Source organism: Mediterraneibacter faecis (genome assembly GCF_055383675.1).
The window spans coordinates 904,868-927,148 of record NZ_AP043803.1; the positions used below are offsets into that span (position 1 = coordinate 904,868).

Genomic DNA, 22,281 nt, shown 5'->3' on the forward strand with positions numbered 1-22,281 from the left:
AATGTAAAGGAGATAATTGACATGAAAATGAAAAAGTTTATTGCATTACTTACAGTAGCAGGTATGACAGCAACAATGGCAGTTGGATGTGGAAGTTCATCAAACGAAACTTCAGATAATGCAGCAGATACAAATACAGAGAGCAGTGACAGCTCATTAAGCGGAACAATCACAGCAGCCGGTTCATCAGCACTGAAACCACTTGCTGATGATGCAGCAGATTCGTTTCTAAATGATCATCCGGATGTATCTATCACAATTGATGCAGGCGGTTCAGGAGAAGGACTGAAGCAGGTATCAGAAGGAACTGTAGATATCGGTAACTCTGATGTGGCAGCAGAAGATAAACTGGATGAGACAGCAGCAAAAGAGCTTGTAGATCATCAGGTATGTGTTGTAACTATGGCACCGATCGTAAACAAAGATGTTGCAGAAGCAGGTGTTAAGAGTCTTACAAAAGAGCAGTTGATCTCCATCTTCACAGGAAAGACAACAAACTGGAAAGATGTTGGAGGACCGGATGAGGATATCGTTCTTGTAACACGTCCTGAGTCTTCAGGAACAAGAGCAACATTCCAGAAATATGCACTGGACGGAAACGAAGAAGCTTCTAACACATCCATGGAAACAGATGATTCCGGAGTTCTTCTTACAAATGTAAAGAGTACAAACGGAGCAATCGGTTATGTAGCACTTTCTTATCTGACAGGAGATGCAGGTGTTGAGACAGTAGCAATTGATGATGTTGAGCCAACACTTGAGAATACTTACAGCGGAAAATATCCTGTATGGACATTCGAGCATATGTACACAAAGGGTGAACCAAATGAAGTGACAAAAGCATTCCTTGATTATATTACAGGTGATGAATATGGCGCTCAGATGGAGAAACTTGGTTATGGTGTTGCATCTAAGATGACTGTAACAGAGCATTAATAGTGTTACTGTTCACTCCCGTGTCAATCACTTCGCTGATTGACACGGAGGATGCATGTTTTGGCTTGAATGCATCTCGCCCCATCGCCAAAGGCGATTTAAAATGGCGAGATGCGTTGCTGGTCGCACATCGTGTGAACAGTAACCTAATAGCATAAAGTGAAAAGCTATGAAATGTACTGTGTGTTCCGAGAAAATTCAGAACAGCAGTACATTTCACTGATAAAAGGTGAAAATATGAAGAAACAAAACATGTTTACAAAAGAGTATGCATGGAGAGGACTGATGACAGCAGGCGGTTTGCTTGTTATTGCCATCACAATCTGTATCGGAGCCTTTCTTATATATAAGGGATCCGGTACATTTACGATATTTGGTCATTCCATATTTGAATTCTTAGGATCGACAGACTGGAACCCGGAAGATAATGCACAGGGTGGTGGAACTGTCGGAGCATTGATCTTTATTGTGGGTTCTCTATGTACATGTGGTCTGGCACTTCTGATTGCGACTCCATTTGCAGTAGGTTCTGCAATCTTTATGATTGAGATCGCGCCGAAATTCGGAGAAAAGTTTTACAGACCAATCGTTGAAATTTTCGCAGGAATTCCATCAGTTGTTTATGGATGGGTTGGACTTACAGTTCTAATTCCGGCAATTAAGAAAGTATTTCATTTACAGGTTGGACATTCAGTTCTTGCGGCAGGGATTGTTTTGGCACTGATGATCTTCCCAACCATCAGTAATGTAGCAGCAGATTCCATTCATTCTGTGCCAAAAGATTACCGTATGGCAGCCTACGGACTGGGTTCTACAAGATGGCAGTCCATTTATAAAGTTGTCATTCCGGCAGCAGGTTCAGGAATTCTTTCAGGAATTATTCTCGGACTTGCGAGAGCATTCGGTGAGGCACTTGCGGTTGCAATGGTAATTGGACAGACAACAGCTCTTCCAAAGGGATTATTCTCCACAACAAAGAGTTTGACTACAGAAATCGCAGCACAGATGGGAAATGCAACGGAGGGCGGTGAGATGAAGACAGCACTCTGGACAATGGCATTGTTATTGTTCTTATTGTCTCTGTTATTCATCCTGCTGATCCATTATTTCTCAAGACCGAAGAAAGACAAAGAGTAAGGGGGAGCAAATAGATGAATCGAGTACAACGTGCGCGTGGAATAAATCAAATAATGACCGGCGTGTTTTATCTGATCGCAGTGTTCTTCTTTACATTATTGATTGGATTTGCATCTTATGTAATTATTAAAGGATTTACAGGAGCAACACCGGAGATGTTTGCCTTTGCAAGAAAAGGAAGCATCGGAAACCAGTTGTTCAATACAATTTATCTAGTATTTATTTCGTTGTTATTCTCCATTCCGCTTGGAGTGACAGCCGGAATCTATCTGGCAATGTATGCGAAGAAAGGATTTCTTACAAAATTTCTAAGAATCTGTATTGAGACACTTTCTTCGCTTCCGTCCATTGTTGTTGGATTGTTTGGATATCTGGTATTTCTTGTGTTTTTCGGACTTGGAAAGAGTCTTCTCGCGGGAGCATTATCAGTTTCTATTCTGGCGATCCCAGTTATCACAACAACGACAGAGGACGCGATCAATGGTCTGCCGGGACATTACCTGCAGGCAAGTCTTGGACTTGGAGCAACAAGATGGCAGTCCATTTATCATGTGTTGATCCCGGCGTGTATCCCAAGAATCATGACAGGTGTCATCCTGGCAGCAGGAAGAGGATTTGGTGAGGCGGCAGCACTTCTGTATACAACAGGATCAGGAACAGATCTGCGCTGGAACAACTGGAATCTGACATCCCCAACCTGCCCGCTGAATATTTTCCGTCCGGCAGAGACATTGTCATTGCAGATCTGGGGACTTCAGATCAATGGACAGGATCCGAATCTTGCAAACCTGTCAGCAGCAATCCTGATGATTCTTGTTCTGCTGTTCAGCATTGGCGCAAATGCATTGAGCCGACACATTAATAAGAAGAATTCAGGAAACTAAAGACAGAAAATGAAAGAGGAAGCCAACTGATAATTTCTATGTCAATCATTTCGTTGACTGGCATGTAGAAAGGATAATTAATAAAAATGGAAGCAAAAAAAGCAAATGATTATAAATTTGATATCAGCCATCTGAATCTTCATTATGGAGACTTCCATGCACTCAAAGATGTGAATATGAAGATCGAGGCGAATAAGATCACTGCATTTATCGGACCTTCCGGATGTGGAAAATCTACATTTCTGAAGACACTGAACCGTATGAATGATCTGGTGGAAAATTGTAAGATTGATGGAAATGTTCTGCTCGACGGTAAGGACATTTTCAAGGAAATGGACGAGATCACACTGCGTCATCGTGTTGGAATGGTATTTCAGCAGCCAAATCCATTTCCAAAGAGTGTGTATGACAATGTGGCTTACGGACCGAGAATTGCCGGAATCAAGAAAAAATCTCAGCTGGATGAGATCGTTGAGCGAAGCCTTCGTCAGGCAGCGATTTGGGATGAACTCAAAGACCGTCTGAATAAAAGTGCGCTCGGACTTTCCGGTGGACAGCAGCAGAGACTTTGTATCGCAAGAACACTGGCAGTTGAGCCGGAAGTAATTCTGATGGATGAGCCGACATCCGCACTGGATCCAATCTCAACATCTAAGATTGAAGACCTTGCGATGGAACTGAAAAAAGATTATACTATCGTTATGGTAACGCATAATATGCAGCAAGCTGTCCGTGTATCGGATAACACAGCATTTTTCCTCTTAGGAGAAGTGATTGAATATAATGACACTGAGAAATTGTTCTCCATTCCTGAGGATAAGAGAACTGAGGATTACATCACAGGGAGGTTTGGTTGATTTATGCGTAACAGATATGATATGCAGCTGCATCTTTTGGATACACAGCTTACACATATGGGTGAGTTGTGTGAAACAGCAATTGCAAAGGTAACTCAGGCATTAAAGGAAGGTAACACGGAACAGGCTCAGGTTGTGATCAAAGAAGATGAAGAGATCGATCAGATTGAAAAAGATATCGAGAGACTTTGTCTGAAGCTTCTGCTCCAGCAGCAGCCGGTCGCAAGAGACCTCAGAAGAATCTCAGCAGCACTTAAGATGATCACAGATATGGAGCGAATCGGAGATCAGACTTCTGATATCGCAGAGATCATCATTTCATCCAAGTGGGAGAAGATGGATGAGAATCTTGACAAGCTGACAGCGATGGCAACAGGCGTAAGCAAGATGGTTCGCAACAGTGTAACAGCATATGTTGAGAAAGATTTGGAGCTTGCACGTACAGTCATGAATGATGATGATGAGATTGATGATTATTTTGATGAGATCCGGGATCAGATCATCCAGCTGATCCGTGAGGCTGATGGCCGTGATGGAAGAAAACTCTTTGATTTTATCATGGTTACAAAGTATCTTGAGCGAATCGGAGACCATGCGACAAATATTGCCGAGTGGGTAGAATTTGCAATTACCGGAGTGCATAAGGATAGTGCTGTAATGCATTAGAAGGAGAAAGAAATATATGATTTTTTGTGTAGAAGATGACGATAACATTCGCGAACTTGTAATCTACACTCTGGAGACAACCGGACTGGAAGCCAGAGGATTTGCAGACGGGACGGCATTTATGGAGGCTTTGGCGTTTGACACGCCAGAGCTTGTTTTGCTTGATATTATGCTTCCAGGGGAAGATGGACTCGAGATTCTTAAGAAACTGAAAAATTCATCAAAGACAAAGGATATCCCTGTGATCATGGTGACAGCGAAGGGGTCAGAGTATGATAAGGTAGTGGGATTGGATTCCGGCGCGGATGATTATGTGACGAAACCATTTGGTATGATGGAGCTGATTTCCAGAATCAAAGCAGTGCTTCGCAGAAGTGGAAAGCAACAGGATAAGACGAAACTTTCTGTTGGAGGAATCAGCTTAGATACGAAGAAACATGAAGTAAAAGTAGATGGCGAGCAAGTTGTGCTGACATTGAAGGAATTTGAACTTCTTGAGAAATTGATGCGCAATCAGGGAATCGTGCTGACAAGAGACCAGCTACTGACAGAGATCTGGGGATATGATTTTGATGGAGAGACGAGAACGGTTGATGTTCATATCCGGACACTCCGCCAGAAGTTAGGTGAGCAGGGCAGTCTGGTCAAGACAGTTCGTGGTGTTGGATATCGGATCGGTGGAGAAGCGTAATACAAGTCTGGAGGATATGAGAAAGTGAGAAAACGAATTCAGAAAAGCATGATGTTTATACTGATTGCAATTTTAGTTCCGATATATCTGATCATGTCTGTTGTTGTGTATCAGCGGAACCTGAAGATCCTTGAGGGTGAGATCAAACAGGAAGCAGCGTATATCAAACGGGCAGTCGATCTGTCAGGAACAGAGTATCTTGCACAGCTGGATGATGTGGATCAGGGAACGCGAGTGACGCTGATCGCATCTACGGGAGATGTTCTGTATGATTCCAGAAATGATGGAAGTACGATGGAGAATCATAAGACCAGAGCCGAAGTACAGCAGGCTTTGAAGAATGGAACAGGCGAGAAGATCCGTATGTCAGATACCGTAAGCAAAGAATTGTATTATTATGCGGTTCTTCTGGATGATGGGAACGTTCTCCGTGTTTCAAAATCAATGGATAGTCTGATGTGGACTTCATTAAATATTTTGCCGGTGGTTATAGGGATTGGAATCATTGGACTTGTACTTGCCTGGTTTCTTGCAAAATGGCAGACAAACAGACTGATGGAACCTGTAATTCATCTGGATTTGGAAAACCCATTGGATAATGTTGTATATGAGGAGATGACCCCGCTTTTGAAAGCTATGGATAAGCAGAATAAAGAAAAAGAAGCTGTGGCCAATATGCGTAAAGAATTCTCTGCAAATGTATCCCATGAGCTGAAAACTCCGCTCACTTCGATTTCCGGATACGCAGAGATCATGATGAATGGACTCGTGCGTCCGGAGGATATTCCGAGATTTTCTGAGACAATTTATAAGGAGGCACGTCGGCTTTTGACATTGATTGAAGATATTATTAAAATATCAAAGCTAGATGACGAATCTGTTGAGCTTGAGAAAGAAGATGTAGATTTATTTGAACTGACGAGAGAAATTGTCAGTCGTCTTTCTCTTACTGCGGCTCAGCGGAATATTCATATGGAACTGACAGGAGAATCTGTGAAAATACATGGAATCCGTCAGATTCTGGATGAAATGATCTATAATATTACAGAAAATGCTGTAAAGTATAATAAAGAAAATGGAAATGTAACCATTTGGGTAGGAAATACACTGGAAGGACCGAAAGTCCGCGTGAGTGATACAGGAATCGGAATTCCAAAAGAACATCAGGATAGAATCTTTGAACGATTCTACAGAGTTGATAAGAGCCATTCGAAAGAACGGGGTGGAACAGGACTTGGACTGTCGATCGTGAAGCATGGAGCAATTCTGCATGGGGCAAAAGTTCAGGTGGATAGTGAGTACGGAAAAGGAACAAGAATGGAGATTATATTTCCTGAGAAATAAAATAGTGCTGTTTTACGCAGGAGAAGAGGAAGAAAACCTTCCTTTTCTTCTGCGTTTTTGCTTGAATCAAACAAGAGGTTGTGCTAGGATAGATATAACAAGTGGAAAATATCCCCTGCGGCTGATTTTACGTTACTGTTCACTCCCGTGTCAATCACTTCGCTGATTGACACGGAGGATGCGTGTTTTGACTTGAATGCATCTCGCCCCATCGCCAAAGGCGATTTAAAATGGCGAGATGCGTTGCTGGTCGCACATCGTGTGAGCAGTAACGATTTTACAGAAGACAGCAGGAGATCTGTTTTACACGAAAGAGAAAGGGGCTACGCGTATGCTGATAGAAGTTGATTTCAACAGTGATGAGGCGATTTACATTCAATTGTGTAACCAGATCATTCTTGGTATTGCTATGTCAGATATTCAGGAAGGGGATTCACTCCCATCTGTCAGACAGCTTGCAGATACGGTTGGAGTGAATATGCATACTGTGAACAAAGCGTATCATGTGTTGAAGCAGGAAGGATATATTAGTCTGGATAAACGCAGAGGTGCAGTGATCGCAGTTGATGTAGATAAACTTCAGCAGCTCGAAGTGATGAAAGAGCAGTTAAGGATCGTACTTGCGCGAGGGCGTTGCAAGAATATCTCACGGCAGGAGGTTCATGGGCTGGTAGATGAGATATTTGACGAGTATGAGCTGCACGAGAACCGGTAGCAGAGAAGTAGAAAGACATAAGGGAGATATATATGCAGATTTCATATACAAAGTCGGCGCAGCATGCGCTTAAGTATGCGGCTAGAGCTGCCAGAGAGATGAAGCATCCGTATATCGGAACAGAACATTTGCTTCTGGCATTGAGAGAAGAATATACAGGAGTGGCAGGACAGGTACTTGCGAACAGTGGAGTAGAGTCGGAGAAGATTCTGAAGCTGATGGATGAGCTGATCACTCCGGCAGAAGAACATCCGGCAGCGAAAGGAAAGAGGTTAGAAGAGAGTCCGAGACTCCAGTATCTGTTAGAGAACAGCGCGAAGGAGTGTAAAAGACTCCGTACAACGGAAATCGGAACAGAACATCTCCTTCTTGCGATGATACGTGATGTGGATTGTGTGGCAGCAAAGATTCTGATCACATTGAATGTGAATCTTCAGAAATTATTCCAGAGCATTATGAATGCAGCAGGGATCGATCCGAAGATCTATCAGGAAGAACTTCAGGAGGATAATCGCGGAAGCGGTGCGATGATGGAGCAGTACTGTACAGATCTGACAGAACGTGCGGCAGAAGGAAAAATGGATCCGGTTGTGGGAAGAAACCAGGAAATTTACCGTCTGATGGAGATTTTAAGCCGAAGAACAAAGAACAACCCATGTCTGGTTGGAGAACCGGGGGTTGGTAAGACAGCAATTATTGAAGGTTTAGCACAGAGAATCGCATCCGGTGTGGTTCCGGAGAAGATGAAAGATAAGAAGATTTACAGTCTGGATCTTCCGGGACTGATCGCTGGTTCAAAGTACCGTGGTGAGTTTGAAGAGCGTATGAAAGGCCTGATCTCAGAAGTAGAGGCCTGTGGAAATGTGATTCTGTTCCTTGATGAGATCCATACGATGATCGGTGCCGGAGGCGCAGAAGGAGCGATTGATGCATCCAACATTCTGAAACCTTCACTGGCGAGAGGAGAGATGCAGCTGATCGGTGCAACTACGATTGCGGAATATCGGAAGTACATTGAGAAAGATGCAGCACTTGAGCGAAGATTCCAACCGGTGACGATTGAAGAGCCGACACAGGATCAGTGTATTGAGATCTTAAAAGGTCTGAAAGAGAAATACGAAGCGCATCATAAAGTTGTGATCGAAGAACAGGCACTGGAGTCAGCAGTACAGCTGTCAGAGCGTTACATCACAGACCGGAATCTTCCGGATAAGGCGATTGATGTTTTAGATGAAGCATGCTCAAAGGTGAGTCTGAAGGGATATGAGGTTCCAGAGAATCTGAAGCAGTTAGAACAGGCAGTGAAAGAACTTGCTTCGCAGAAGGAAGAGAGCATTGAACGGGGAGATTTTGCAGAAGCGTCCCTGATTCAGAAAGAACAGGATGCAGTGCAGAAGAAATTAGACTCAGTGAAGAAACGCTTTGAGAAGAAACAGGCGAAGGTCAACCCACCGGTAACTGTAGATGCGGTTGCAGAAGTGGTGTCTGCTTGGACAAAAGTACCGGTGAGTAAGCTCGCAGAGAGTGATGCCCAGCGTCTGAAGAATCTGGAGCATGTCCTTCAGAAGAGAGTGATCGGACAGGACGAGGCTGTCGGCGCAGTTGCAAGAGCCGTGAAGAGAGGAAGAGTCGGACTGAAAGATCCGAAGCGCCCGATCGGTTCCTTCCTGTTCCTGGGACCAACCGGTGTTGGTAAGACAGAATTATCAAAAGCACTGGCAGAAGCATTATTTGGGAAAGAAGATGCAATGATCCGTGTTGATATGTCAGAATATATGGAGAAACATTCCGTTTCCAAGATGATCGGATCTCCTCCGGGATATGTCGGTCATGAAGAAGGTGGACAACTCAGTGACCAGGTGCGTACACATCCATATTCCGTGATTCTGTTTGATGAGATTGAGAAAGCACATCCGGATGTATTCAATGTACTTCTTCAGGTGCTGGATGATGGGCATATTACAGATTCTCAGGGGAGAAAGGTTGACTTTTCTAATACTGTAATTATTATGACATCAAATGCAGGTGCGAAAGCAATTGTTGAACCGAAGAAGCTAGGATTTGCGACAAAAGAAGATCCGGCCAGTGATTATAAGAAGATGAAGCAGAATGTGATGGATGAAGTGAAGCAGATCTTCCGTCCGGAATTCCTGAATCGAATTGATGAGATTATTGTATTCCATTCACTCGGCAAAGAAGAGATGAAGAAAATCGTTTCTTTGTTATGCAATCAGTTTACTAAACGTCTGGAATCACAGATGAATATTCATCTGAAACTGCGTGAATCTGCGAAGGCTCTCATTGTGGAGAAAGGAACGGATGCGAAGTACGGAGCAAGACCACTGCGCCGTGCATTGCAGACAGAACTGGAGGATAAGCTGGCAGATGCGATCCTGAACGGAGAGATTCAAGAAGGGGATCATGTGGCAGCAGGAGCATCCAAAAAGGGAATTCATTTTGTGAAGACAGAATCTTAAAATCACATCGAATTGTAAATGTGAAGAATAAATAAAATCTATAGAAAAACTATTTTAAGTAGTATATAATAGGAACATATATATACCCAGGAGGAAATTAAAAATGGCAACAGTGAAAGAATTATTGCGTGCAGAGAACGACGGAACATTAAGCTTTGGAGATTACACTCTTGCATCCAAGACAAAGAAGGACGGATTTGAATTTAAAGGAGATCTTTATAAAGTAAAGACATTTGCGGAGATTACAAAGCTGGAGAAAAATGGAATGTTCGTTTATGAGTCTGTTCCGGGAAGTACAGTAGAGAACTTCAAAGAGACAGAAACAGAAGTTGAGTTCACAGTTTCCGCACCGGAAGACGTACAGTTTACATTGGAACTTGAGCCAGAGAGCGAATATGAAGTATTTATCGCCGGAGAGTCTGCAGGTAAGATGGGAACAAACTTAAGCGGAAAATTAAGTGTAAGTGTTGAACTTAACGCAGATCAGAGTGCTGCAATCAAAGTTGTCAAATGCTAATCAGTCAGATTCGGATAGAAACAAGAGTAGTGTAAAAACAGAGGGAAAGGAATTGCAAGATGCGCCTTTCCCTTTTCTAATCTATAAACCTGGCAAGCTGTATTACGCTTGCTTCGAACAGAAAGGAAATTATGAATGGCAAAAGGAAAGAAAACAGTTTACTTCTGTCAGAATTGTGGGCATGAGGAAGCGAAGTGGCTTGGTCAGTGTCCAATGTGTAAGGAATGGAATACATTTGTCGAGGAGAGAATTGACAGTGGCATCACGAAAGGAACGACTGTAGCAGCCAGAGCGGTGAATGAAGCGAAAGTGGTCCCAATCACAGAAGTTTCCGCGGATGATGATACAAGGAATAAGACTGGAATTAAAGAATTAGACAGGGTTCTTGGTGGTGGGATCGTGCCGGGGTCACTCGTTCTGGTAGGAGGAGATCCGGGAATTGGAAAATCAACTTTGCTCTTGCAAGTCTGCCAGAGGATGGCGAAGCAGCAGAAGATTTTATATATTTCAGGTGAAGAGTCTCAGACTCAGATCAAGCTTCGTGCAAACCGTATGGGTGAATTTAGCCAGAATCTGTTGCTTTTGTGTGAGACGAATCTTGGGATTATCCGCAGCGTGATCGAGAAAGAGAAGCCGGAGCTTGTGATCATTGATTCCATCCAGACGATGTACAGTGAAGATGTGAATTCCGCACCGGGAAGTGTCTCCCAGGTCCGTGAGTCTACGAATGTATTTATGCAGCTGGCGAAGGGACTATGTATCCCAATCTTCATTGTTGGCCATGTGACAAAAGAAGGAACCGTGGCTGGTCCGCGTGTGCTGGAACATATGGTGGATACGGTACTTTATTTTGAAGGAGATCGTCATGCATCTTACCGAATCCTCAGAGCTGTGAAGAATCGTTTTGGCTCTACGAATGAGATCGGTGTCTTTGAGATGAGACAGAATGGACTTGTAGAAGTAGAGAATCCATCCGAATATATGCTGAGTGGAAAACCGGAGAATGCATCCGGTTCAGTTGTAGCCTGTTCGATGGAGGGAACACGCCCAATTCTTCTGGAGATTCAGGCACTAGTTGCAAGAACGAACTTTGGTATGCCGAGAAGAACTGCAGCAGGAACAGATTATAACAGGGTGAATCTTCTGATGGCAGTACTTGAAAAACGACTTGGTATGAATCTTGGAAATTGCGATGCCTATGTAAATATTGCGGGCGGAATCAAGATGAATGAGCCGGCAATCGATCTCGGAATCGTGATGGCACTCGTGTCAAGTTACCGGAATCGTCCGATCGATGAAAAAACGATCGTGTTCGGTGAGGTTGGTCTGAGTGGTGAGGTACGTGCGGTGAATATGCCGGAGCAGCGTGTGGCTGAGGCGAAGAAGCTTGGATTCGAGACGTGTATCCTTCCGGAAGTGTGCATGAAAACGGTGAAGGATGTTAAGGGAATCAAGCTGCTGGGTGTGAAGAGTGTGAATGAGGCTGTGGCGATTTTTTAGTAATAAGAAACATTGCAAGGTTATAATGAAATAGAGCAAATGAAGAAAGAAGTTTCTGATATAAGATGAAAATTTTATGTTAGAAACTTCTTTTTATATCTTAGGACGCATTTTAGTTTACAACATGCTGAAAAATAATGGATAACGGAGTAATATAATAAACCATTGCTCTAAAAAATAAAAAAACAAACAGTATATAACAGTTGACAACAGTGATACACTGTTATATACTGTTTACAACAGGAGGTTGCTTATGAAGATTATAATCAATAATTCATCGATGGTACCGATCTATGAACAGATCATGGAGCAGATCAAGGCGCAGATCATCTCCGGAGAATTAAAAGAAAATGATATACTGCCGTCAGTGAGAACGATGGCAAAGGAACTGAAGATCAGTGCACTTACCGTAAAGAAGGCATATGACAATCTGGAAGCGGAGGGCATGACGGTCACGGTTCATGGAAAAGGAACTTATGTTGCAGCTTCGAATACACAGTTGATGGAAGAAGAGCGCAGGAAAGAAGTTGAGGCGGATCTGGAAGCGGCGATTCAGAAAGGAAGACGCTGCGGAATGAAAGAGGAAGAGATCCGCTCCTTGTTTGAACTCATCATGGAGGACGAATAATTATGTTAGATATCAAAGGGGTAAAGAAAAGCTACGGCGAATTTCAGTTAGACTGTTCGCTAAATGTAGAAAAAGGAAGAATCACAGGTCTGGTCGGAGAGAACGGAGCCGGTAAGAGCACTGTGTTCAAGGCAGTACTCGGACTCATTTCCTATGATGGTGGCGAGATAAAGATTCTTGGAAAAACACCGCAAGAGTTAAGCGAGAAAGAGAAAGAACAGATAGGAGTAGTCCTGGCAGAAGCAGGATTCAGCGGATATTTAAAAGGAAAAGATGTTAAGGCAGTTCTTGCCAAACTGTATCCAAAGTTTGAAGAAGAAAAATTTCTTCAGATGTGTGAAAGATATCAGATTCCACTGGATAAATTCTTAAAAGAGTATTCAACCGGAATGAAAGCAAAGCTGAATCTGATCATTGCATTGACGCATCAGGCAGATTTTCTGATGCTGGATGAGCCGACAGCCGGTCTTGATGTCGGAGCAAGAGAAGGGATGCTGGATATTTTGAGAACATATATGGAAGAAGAACCGGAGAGAAGTATCCTGATCAGTTCACATATATCTTCAGACTTAGAGCATCTGTGTGATGATATTTATGTGATTCATAAAGGAAAGATCGTACTTCATGAAGAGATGGATAGAATTCTTGAAAAGTATGCCATGTTGAAAGTCAGCGAGGAACAGTATCAGGCTTTAGATAAAAACTATATCCTGAAAGAGAGAAAAGAAAATTTCGGAATTGCCTGTCTGACAAATGAGAAGCAGTATTATACAGAAAATTATCCGGAAATTGTAGTGGAAAGCGGATCACTCGATCAGGTGATTCTGATGTTGACAGGAGGCGGGATGTGATGAAAGGAATCAGAGGACTTTTGGAAAAGGATTTTCGGTTGTTTTTTCGGCAAGGTGGCAATCTTTTTTTTGTGTTAGCGTTTGTGGCGTTATTTTTTACGCTGACGGAAAAGAAGACAGCTACTTTTATTGCAATCTATATCCCATCTGTTATAGCAGTATATGCGGGGAATACAATTAGTTATGATGAAAACAATCATGGATATATGTATTTATTTTCTTTACCTGTAAATAGAAAAGTATATGTTAGAGAAAAATATATTTTTTCCTTTATTATGACAGCGTGTGGATGGTGTATTGGAGTAATCTGTGCAGGAATCACTGTACTCATAAAGCCAGAAGAAGTGTTTGATCCGGAAACGCTGGCAATGGAGTTGATCACAATCTTTGTATTTCAGGCAATTGCGGGAATTACGATTGCAATTCGGTTAAGGTTTGAAGGAGAGAAAGGACGATTAGTGCTACCAATTGCAATTTTAATTGTTTTTGCAATTTGTTATGCAATTGGCTCTTTTGTGATGGATAACCTGGGATTAAAAGAAAGTATTTTGTATATGATAGAAGGGATAGGTGATTTTGAAATTGCGATTGCACTTATCGTGCTGAGTCTGCTTGTATGGTTCATTTCTTATATTTACAGTATGAGAGTCATGAAAAAGAAAGAGTTTTAGTTATTGTTCACTTTTTAAGATGGAGTGATGAAATCAGATGGTGTCAGCCATTTGGTTTCATCATTTTTATATATTGAATTTAATTAACTATCTAACTTGTTTGTGTGCAAAAAGTATTAAGAAAATGTGAAAAAATAGAAATAATATTGACTTACTTTGTGAAAAGTACTATATTTTCATTTAGTTAATTAACTAACTAATTTTCACTATTCATTCTGTGGAAAAAGGGATAGTCAGAATTTTTTTGTAGAATGTATCAATAGATCAAGGAGGGAAAAGAACGTGAAGTGTCATAAAGAAGATGCCCCATTACTTGGATTGATGGGACAGAGTATGCGCCTGATCGGAAAGAGAGCACAGGAATTGTATGCAGAATACGATTTGAACAGAGCCCAGTCAGGGATCTTATTTGCCCTTCATCAGGAAGATTCCATGTCTCAGAAAGAACTTGCGAAGCGCCTGAATGTAACGCCGCCGTCAATTACATCGATGATCAAGAAGATGGAACAGGAAGGTTACATTACAAGAAAAGCCGATGAACAGGACCAGAGAGTGATGCGCCTGACTCTTGCACAGAAAGGGAGAGACAGCATTGCTTATGTGATCAAGACAGCTGAGAAACTGGAAGAAAAAGTGTTTGAAGGAATGAGCGTGGAAGAGAAGATGCTTTTTCGCCGGCTGCTCCTGCAGATTATAGAGAATGTGGAGTAGTGAATGAAGTAGATTACTGTCGCTGAGAATCAGCGGTTAGTGATAAATTGTGTAACTTGAAGAGAGTTGTTGTTGCTTACACATATTGCGAACAGTAACAGAGAATTACCAGGAAAGGAAATACGCAGATTATGAAGAACTTATTCAAATACGCTGCATCGTACTGGAAAGCCATGATTGCGATCGTGCTGATTCTGGTTGTGCAGGCGTATTGTGATCTGTCCTTGCCGGCCTATACATCAGATATTGTAAATGTAGGAATCCAGCAGGGCGGTATTGAAGATGAAGTACCGAGACAGATTGCAATAGAAGAAATGGAAAAATTGCTTTTGTTTGTATCGGAAGACGATCAACAGACGGTGATGGATGCATATACAGAAGATAATACTTCTTATAAAAAAGAAGCTTATGTCTTGAAAGATTCTGTTGCTGAAGAGGAAAATACGATGGAGAATCTGAAAGATATTCTTCAGATTCCAATGATGATGACATCCGGAATCGAGTCCGGAAGTGATACAACAAAACAGATGGAAGACAAGCTGAAAGAGCAGATGTCCCAGGGAATGGCGCAGAGCATGCCACAAGGGGCAGACCGGACAATGCCGGAAGGTGAATCCCAGGCGGAATCCCAGGCAGTGTCACTGGATGACATGTCTATGTTTGATCTTCTGAAAATGCTTCCGGCTGAGCAGAGAGCAACAATGGTTGAGAAGATCGAAGAGCAGATGTCAGAGATGCCGGATACAATTCTTGATCAGGCATCAGTGAGCTTCTGCAGGAGTGCATATAAAGACCTTGGAATGGACATGGATCAGACACAGATTCATTATCTGTTAAAAACAGGAGGTCAGATGGCTGCACTTGCTCTTCTTGGAATGGTAGCAAGTATTATGGTTGCATTTCTGGCATCAAGAGTTGGAGCAAGTGCAGGACGTGATCTGAGAAGTGGAGTATTCCATAAGGTTGTTGGATTTTCAAACAACGAGTTCAATCACTTCTCAACAGCATCTTTGATCACGAGAAGTACGAATGATATCCAGCAGATTCAGATGCTGATCGTTATGCTGCTTCGTATGGTTCTGTATGCGCCAATCCTTGCAATCGGTGGAGTGCTGCAGGTTATGAAGACGAATGTATCCATGTCCTGGATCATCGGACTTGCAGTTATTATCATTGCATTTGTAGTTTTGTTGCTGTTCCTTGTTGTTATGCCAAAGTTCAAAGTGCTGCAGAATCTTGTTGACAAGTTGAACCTTGTAACAAGAGAGATTCTGACAGGACTTCCGGTTATCCGTGCCTTCAGCACAGAGAAGCATGAGGAAGAGAGATTTGATGATGCAAACCGCACTCTGACAAAGACGAACCTTTTCGTCAATCGTGCAATGACATTTATGATGCCGGTGATGATGTTAGTCATGAACGGTGTATCTGTTCTGATCGTATGGACAGGAGCACATGGAATCAGTGATGGACAGATGCAGGTTGGAGATATGATGGCATTTATCCAATATACGATGCAGATCATTATGGGATTCTTAATGCTTTGTATGATTTCAATTATGCTTCCAAGAGCAGCTGTGGCAGCAGACCGTGTTGAGGAAGTATTGAAGAGTGAGACGATGATCCACGATCCAAAGCAAGAAAAACATTTCCCAGAAGACGGAAAAGGAGTACTTACTTTCGATCATGTATCTTTCCGTTATCCAGGTGCAGATGAAGATGTTCTGGAAGATATTACATTTACGGCAAAACCTGGTGAGACAACAGCAATCATTGGAAGTACCGGAAGTGGTAAGTCTACGCTGGTAAATCTGATTCCACGTTTCTATGATGTGACATCCGGAGATATTACGCTGGATGGTGTAGATATCCGTGAAGTGAAACAGCAGGAACTTCGTGAGAAGCTTGGATATGTTCCGCAGAAGGGAGTTCTGTTCTCGGGAGATATCGCATCTAATATCATGTTTGGTAATTCACATGGAAGCGATGATGAGATGATCGAGGCGGCAGAGATTGCACAGGCAACAGAATTTATTGACACAAAACCGGAGAAATATAAGAGCCCGATCTCACAGGGAGGTTCGAATGTATCCGGTGGACAGAAGCAGAGACTTTCTATTGCAAGAGCAATCGCAAAGCACCCGCAGGTATTTATTTTTGACGACAGTTTTTCTGCCCTTGACTATAAGACGGATGTAACACTCCGCCGTGCGCTGGCTGAAAAGACAAGCGGAAGTACGGTGCTGATCGTTGCACAGAGAATCAGCACGATCCTGCATGCAGAGCAAATCATAGTATTGGACGAAGGCAAAGTGGCAGGTAAGGGAACTCATGCGGAGCTTCTCAAGAACTGTCCGGTATACCGTGAAATCGCAGAATCCCAGCTGTCCAGGAAAGAGTTAGAAGCAGCGTTAAATGAGCAGACAGATGGAAAGGAGGATCAGATTCATGGCTAGAATGCATGGCGGTCGAAGACCGAATGAAAAAGCAAAAGACTTCAAAGGAACAATGAAGAAACTGATCCGCTACATGGCAATTTACAAAGTACAGGTATTTTTCGTAGCCGTGTTTGCTATCTGTGGAACGATATTCAATATTGTCGGACCGAAGATTTTAGGAAAAGCAACGACGGAGATTTTCAATGGACTTGTAAGTAAAGTTTCCGGTGGAGACGGAATGAATTTCGGTAAAATCGGACAGATTCTGCTGACTGTTCTTTGCCTGTATGTGATCAGCGCAATCTGCAGTTTTGTGCAGGGATATTTGATGACGGGGGTGTCTCAGAAGACAACCTACCGTTTGAGAAGAGAAATCTCCGAGAAGATCAACCGCATGCCGATGAGCTATTTTGACACAAAGCCGGTAGGTGAAGTGCTTTCCCGTGTGACAAATGATGTTGACACACTTGGACAGAGCCTGAACCAGAGTGCGACTCAGATGATCACATCGGTTACAACTCTGATAGGTGTATTTATCATGATGTTGTCAATCAGCCCGCTGATGACAGTGATTGCAGTTTTGATTCTTCCGCTTTCTGCCGGATTGATCGGATTCGTAATGAAACATTCACAGAAATATTTCGTAGGGCAGCAGACATACCTTGGAAATGTGAATGGACAGGTAGAAGAAATCTATGGTGGTCATAACATCATCAAGGCATTTAATAAAGAAGAGGAAGTAATTGAAGTATTCAATGAAACAAATGATAAGCTGTATGATTCCGCATGGAAATCCCAGTTCTTTTCCGGTTTGATGATGCCTGTAATGCAGTTTGTAGGAAACTTGGGTTACGTGGCAGTGGCAATCCTTGGGGGATATCTGACAATTAAGGATGTGATCGAGGTTGGAGATATCCAGTCCTTTATTCAGTATGTACGTAACTTTACACAGCCATTGCAGCAGATCGCACAGGTGGCGAATATGCTTCAGTCAACAGCTGCAGCATCAGAGCGTGTCTTCGAGTTCCTGGAAGGACCGGAAGAAGATCAGACAGTAGAGAATCCGGTTTCTGTAGAGAATCTTCAGGGAAATGTTGAATTTGAGCATGTACGTTTTGGATACAATGAAGATAAGATCATCATCAATGACTTCTCAGCGGATGTGAAAGAAGGCCAGAAGATCGCAATTGTTGGTCCGACAGGAGCCGGAAAGACAACAATGATCAAATTGCTCATGCGTTTCTATGATGTGAATGGAGGTTCGATCAAGATTGACGGACACGATGCCCGGGACTTCAATAGAAGTGAACTCCGTGAAATGTTCGGAATGGTTCTGCAGGATACCTGGCTGTTCCATGGTACGATCAGTGACAATATCCGTTACGGAAAACTGAATGCGACAGAGGAAGAAGTGATTCAGGCAGCGAAGGCGGCACATGTGCATCGTTTCATCCAGACACTTCCGGGTGGATACAATATGGAACTGAATGAAGAAGCAAGTAATGTATCCCAGGGACAGAAACAGCTCCTCACAATCGCAAGGGCAATCCTTGCAGATCCGAAGATCCTGATTCTCGACGAGGCGACAAGTTCCGTTGATACCCGTACAGAAGAAATGATCCAGAAAGCAATGGACAATCTGATGAAGGGAAGAACAAGCTTTGTTATTGCCCACAGATTATCAACGATCCGTGATGCAGATCTGATCCTTGTTATGAAAGACGGGGATATCATCGAACAGGGAAATCACGAGGAACTTCTTGCAAGAGGCGGTTTCTATGCAGATCTGTATAATTCTCAGTTCGAAAGTACGACAGAGATCGCGTAAAATAATAAGAAACTCTATTATCTCTTCCAGATTAGAATATGGCAGGGATAATAGAGTTTTTTTCTATAAAGGATTAGCTAAAAATTCAATCGTATATTGTTCAAGTGAAGCAAGAAGCTTATCAAGTGGAAATACCTTAAGATCATTTACAGCATCTTCGGTAACACTGAGATATCCATGCAATGAATCCAGGACTTGCTGTACATTTCCATACTGAATTTCATTAATCCCTGGATTTATTATCTGTGCGTTCAGATCGAGTGGAATCTGATAACGATTTACAAGATAAGTATTCATCTTTGTATAGTCACCGTAATAATATTCCTCAGTAAGATACTTTTCAAAAGGGATATAAGTCTGAAAATTTCTGATATAAACGGTCGCAATCTCTTCTTTTATATCTGTAATCTGTCCGGTTTCATCATAAAAATCAACAATCTCCGGAATAAAATCCTTGAAAAACCGACGGTCGATATATAAATGAAAATAGTAGCCCAAAACACTGGAATCAGAAAGAAGAGAGTCATATTTAGCAGTAAAACGTGTTAAATCCGGAAATACCATCATCTTATCACGATAAACAGGGTTACGGAAATGTGAAACCTCTTTTTGGTCTGTTGCATCCGGTAGAAGATTCCCAATCAGAAAATCATTTACAGATTGAATCGGATAAGGAAAATCAGGGTACTCGTGAAGATGGCTTCGCAGCATCTGGGCTGCAGTTAAATGTAAAATAAAACCAGGCATGAGAAAATCCTTTCATAATATAAAGCTGATACTATCTTAACATGAAATGAGTATATTATACAAGCAGGCTGATACGGGAGTAAAATAAGTCCTTTTTGTCATGTCACGAATTTGATATTTTGAGTTCTTATTTTGTATATTAATGTGTTCTGATTTGATATTCTTTTATCACAGTAAAGATAGAATTGCAGATAGTAGGAATGGCTGCAATTTGTTTATAATAAGTGTGATAGGAGAATGTGAAGTATGAAATATGGTTTTTTTGACGAATCGAAAAAAGAATATGTGATCACAAGACCGGATACACCGGCACCTTGGGTGAACTATCTTGGATCTCCAGAATATGGAGCAATTATTTCTAATAATGCAGGTGGATATAGCTTTGCAAAATCAGGAGCGAACGGAAGAATTTTAAGATATATCTTCAATCAGTTTGACCAGCCGGGAAGATATATCTACTTAAGAGATCAGGAGAGTGAAGATTATTGGTCAGCTTCCTGGCAGCCGGTAGGAAAAGATCTGAATTCTTATAAGAGCGAATGTCATCATGGTACAGCATACACAAAGATGATGGCTGATTATAGCCAGATCCATTCAGAAGTAAGATACTATGTTCCGCTGAATCAGTCTTATGAAGTGTGGAATCTTGCAGTGACAAATACCTCAGATCGCATACGCAAGATCAATGTAACAGGCTATGCAGAATTTACAAACAACAGCAATTACGAGCAGGATCAGGTAAATCTTCAGTACTCTCAGTTCATTACAAGAACAGTGTTCCGTGGAAACCGTGTGCGGCAGATGATCCATGCCAATCTGGATCAGCTGGAAGATGGAAAAGATGTGGATGACAAGATCGTTGTTGACCGTTTCTTCGGACTTGCAGGTGCAAAGGTTGATTCCTGGTGTGGAAGCAGGGAAGGTTTCCTTGGAAGATATCATGGATACAACAATCCGGTCGGAGTGGAAGATGGTATTTTAAATTGTGAAGGAAATTATAATGAAAATGGATGTGGAGCATTAGCTACAATCCTGACTTTATATCCGGGAGAGACAAAAGAAATAGCATTTATTGTTGGTATGAAAGAAGATGCTGATGCAGAAACAATCATGTCTCGTTATGAGGATTGTGAAACAATCTGCAGAAATGAATTGGAAGAACTGATCCAGTACTGGCATGGACATCTGTCCCATTTCCAGGTGAAGACACCAAGCGAAGAATTTAATATAATGATCAATACATGGAATGCATATAACTGCTTTATGACATTTATCTGGTCACGTGCTGCATCCTTTACATATTGTGGACTGAGAAATGGATACGGTTATCGTGACACAGTACAGGATATCCAGGGTGTGATCCATCTGGCACCGGAGATGGCAGTAGAGAAGATCCGCTTCATGCTTTCTGCGCAAGTAAATAATGGTGGAGGGCTTCCACTTGTAAAATTCACACACAATCCGGGACATGAGGATACACCGGATGATGCTTCTTATGTGCAGGAGACAGGACACCCGGCTTATCGTGCAGATGATGCGTTGTGGCTGTTCCCGACAGTATACAAATACATTTCCGAGACGGGAAATCTGGAATTTATCGATGAAGTGATTCCGTTTGCAAATAAAGAAGAAGGTACCGTGTACGAGCATTTGAAACGTGCAATAGATTTCTCCATGAATCATCTTGGAAAGCATGGTATGCCGGCAGGACTTTATGCTGACTGGAATGACTGCTTAAGACTCGGAAAAGATGGAGAGTCAACCTTCGTTGCATTACAGTTCTACTATGCAATGACAATTTTGAAGGAATTTGCTGAGTATAAGAAAGACACAGAATATCTGAATTATCTGGAGGAAAGTCAGAAGAAGCTGGAAAAACTGATCCAGGATCTCTGTTGGAACGAAGACCGCTTTATCCGTGGTTTCACAGAGGATGGTGAAGTGATCGGACAGCGCACAGATCCGGAGGCAAATATGTGGCTGAACCCACAGAGCTGGTCTGTGATCAGTGGGCTTGCAAATGAAGCGCAGGCAGATCTTGCACTTCAGAATGTATATGACAAACTGAATACAGAATATGGTGCAATCCTGATGGATCCTCCGTATCATGCACATGCATTTGAAGGTGCACTGGCTGTGATCTACAATGCCGGAACAAAGGAAAATGCAGGAATTTTCTCACAGTCTCAGGGATGGATCATTCTTGCAGAGGCGCTTCGTGGACACGGAGAGAGAGCATTTAACTATTTTATTGAAAATGCACCGGCTGCACAGAATAATCGTGCAGAGATCAGAAGACTTGAACCATACTGCTATGGACAGTTTACAGAAGGAAAACACAGCCCGAACTTCGGCCGTTCTCATGTACATTGGCTGACAGGAACAGCATCTACGGTTATGGTGGGATGTGTAGAAGGGATTCTCGGAATGCGGCCAGACTTCTATGGACTGAAGATTGCTCCGTCAGTACCGAAAGAGTGGGAGGAATTTGAAATCGAAAAAGATTTCAGAGGTTCACATTTACATATCGTTGTGAAAAATCCGGGGCATGCAGAGTCAGGATGTGAAAAACTTTTCGTAAATGGAGAACAAATGAAAGATAATTATATTCCACAGGAGAAGTTAACAAAGACAACAGAGGTAGAATTATTCCTTTCTTAAATGAAATGACGAGGGACTGGAC

The 22,281-nt window shown here is 42.3% G+C and carries 19 protein-coding genes; 18 read left to right on the forward strand and 1 reads right to left on the reverse strand.

What is annotated here, in order from left to right; genetic code table 11:
• Positions 1–21: 21 nt before the first annotated feature.
• The 17 genes from ACZ47Z_RS04305 (at position 22) to ACZ47Z_RS04385 (ending at position 18,851) form a co-directional block, all read left to right on the forward strand.
• Entirely contained in the window at positions 22–936 is a 915-nt protein-coding gene (locus ACZ47Z_RS04305) for a phosphate ABC transporter substrate-binding protein (protein WP_054753785.1), read from the forward strand.
• 237 nt (positions 937–1,173) lie between these two features.
• The gene (gene pstC, locus ACZ47Z_RS04310) at positions 1,174–2,073 is read left to right on the forward strand and encodes a phosphate ABC transporter permease subunit PstC (RefSeq protein WP_020435884.1); all 900 of its coding nucleotides are present in this window, start codon (positions 1,174–1,176) and stop codon (positions 2,071–2,073) included.
• Between the two features lie 14 nt (positions 2,074–2,087).
• On the forward strand, positions 2,088–2,957 hold the full coding sequence (pstA, locus tag ACZ47Z_RS04315) for a phosphate ABC transporter permease PstA (protein WP_015529352.1): 870 nt from the start codon (positions 2,088–2,090) through the stop codon (positions 2,955–2,957).
• A gap of 86 nt (positions 2,958–3,043) precedes the next feature.
• Complete coding sequence (pstB, locus tag ACZ47Z_RS04320; RefSeq protein ID WP_015529353.1) at positions 3,044–3,814, forward strand: phosphate ABC transporter ATP-binding protein PstB; 771 nt, start codon at positions 3,044–3,046, stop codon at positions 3,812–3,814.
• A gap of 3 nt (positions 3,815–3,817) precedes the next feature.
• Entirely contained in the window at positions 3,818–4,480 is a 663-nt protein-coding gene (gene phoU / locus ACZ47Z_RS04325) for a phosphate signaling complex protein PhoU (protein ID WP_054753787.1), read from the forward strand.
• Positions 4,481–4,496: 16 nt separating this feature from the next.
• Positions 4,497–5,171 carry a winged helix-turn-helix domain-containing protein gene (locus tag ACZ47Z_RS04330; protein ID WP_015529355.1) on the forward strand — a complete coding sequence of 225 codons (675 nt, stop codon included), beginning with the start codon at positions 4,497–4,499 and terminating at the stop codon, positions 5,169–5,171.
• Positions 5,172–5,195: 24 nt separating this feature from the next.
• Entirely contained in the window at positions 5,196–6,515 is a 1,320-nt protein-coding gene (locus tag ACZ47Z_RS04335; RefSeq protein ID WP_055166663.1) for a sensor histidine kinase, read from the forward strand.
• A gap of 331 nt (positions 6,516–6,846) precedes the next feature.
• Positions 6,847–7,230: a GntR family transcriptional regulator gene (locus ACZ47Z_RS04340; protein WP_464525904.1), complete on the forward strand. Its 384-nt coding sequence runs from the start codon at positions 6,847–6,849 to the stop codon at positions 7,228–7,230.
• 32 nt (positions 7,231–7,262) lie between these two features.
• On the forward strand, positions 7,263–9,707 hold the full coding sequence (locus tag ACZ47Z_RS04345) for an ATP-dependent Clp protease ATP-binding subunit (protein WP_464525905.1): 2,445 nt from the start codon (positions 7,263–7,265) through the stop codon (positions 9,705–9,707).
• A gap of 103 nt (positions 9,708–9,810) precedes the next feature.
• Positions 9,811–10,224, forward strand: a complete 414-nt coding sequence (locus ACZ47Z_RS04350; protein ID WP_015529358.1) for a hypothetical protein — start codon at positions 9,811–9,813, stop codon at positions 10,222–10,224.
• 135 nt (positions 10,225–10,359) lie between these two features.
• A complete protein-coding gene (gene radA / locus ACZ47Z_RS04355) occupies positions 10,360–11,724 on the forward strand; it encodes a DNA repair protein RadA (protein ID WP_015529359.1) in 1,365 nt (454 codons plus the stop codon).
• Positions 11,725–11,977: 253 nt separating this feature from the next.
• Positions 11,978–12,352 (forward strand): GntR family transcriptional regulator, encoded by a 375-nt coding sequence (locus ACZ47Z_RS04360; RefSeq protein WP_020435879.1) that lies wholly within the window; start codon positions 11,978–11,980, stop codon positions 12,350–12,352.
• A 2-nt stretch (positions 12,353–12,354) separates the two neighbouring features.
• Positions 12,355–13,203: an ABC transporter ATP-binding protein gene (locus tag ACZ47Z_RS04365; protein ID WP_055157950.1), complete on the forward strand. Its 849-nt coding sequence runs from the start codon at positions 12,355–12,357 to the stop codon at positions 13,201–13,203.
• Positions 13,203–13,874 (forward strand): ABC-2 transporter permease, encoded by a 672-nt coding sequence (locus ACZ47Z_RS04370; RefSeq protein WP_117916916.1) that lies wholly within the window; start codon positions 13,203–13,205, stop codon positions 13,872–13,874. The genes ACZ47Z_RS04365 and ACZ47Z_RS04370 overlap by 1 nt, the downstream gene beginning before the upstream one ends.
• A 282-nt stretch (positions 13,875–14,156) precedes the next feature.
• Positions 14,157–14,585, forward strand: a complete 429-nt coding sequence (locus tag ACZ47Z_RS04375) for a MarR family winged helix-turn-helix transcriptional regulator (protein ID WP_227156503.1) — start codon at positions 14,157–14,159, stop codon at positions 14,583–14,585.
• A 131-nt stretch (positions 14,586–14,716) separates the two neighbouring features.
• Entirely contained in the window at positions 14,717–17,041 is a 2,325-nt protein-coding gene (locus ACZ47Z_RS04380; protein ID WP_464525906.1) for an ABC transporter ATP-binding protein, read from the forward strand.
• Positions 17,034–18,851 (forward strand): ABC transporter ATP-binding protein, encoded by a 1,818-nt coding sequence (locus tag ACZ47Z_RS04385; protein WP_464525907.1) that lies wholly within the window; start codon positions 17,034–17,036, stop codon positions 18,849–18,851. The genes ACZ47Z_RS04380 and ACZ47Z_RS04385 overlap by 8 nt, the downstream gene beginning before the upstream one ends.
• A gap of 63 nt (positions 18,852–18,914) precedes the next feature.
• Here the strand turns inward: ACZ47Z_RS04385 and ACZ47Z_RS04390 are convergent, their stop codons facing one another.
• A complete protein-coding gene (locus ACZ47Z_RS04390) occupies positions 18,915–19,598 on the reverse strand; it encodes a hypothetical protein (RefSeq protein WP_054753799.1) in 684 nt (227 codons plus the stop codon).
• Between the two features lie 246 nt (positions 19,599–19,844).
• Here ACZ47Z_RS04390 and ACZ47Z_RS04395 point away from each other — a divergent pair, with 246 nt between their 5' ends.
• A complete protein-coding gene (locus ACZ47Z_RS04395) occupies positions 19,845–22,259 on the forward strand; it encodes a glycoside hydrolase family 94 protein (protein WP_464525908.1) in 2,415 nt (804 codons plus the stop codon).
• The last annotated feature ends 22 nt before the right edge of the window (positions 22,260–22,281 follow it).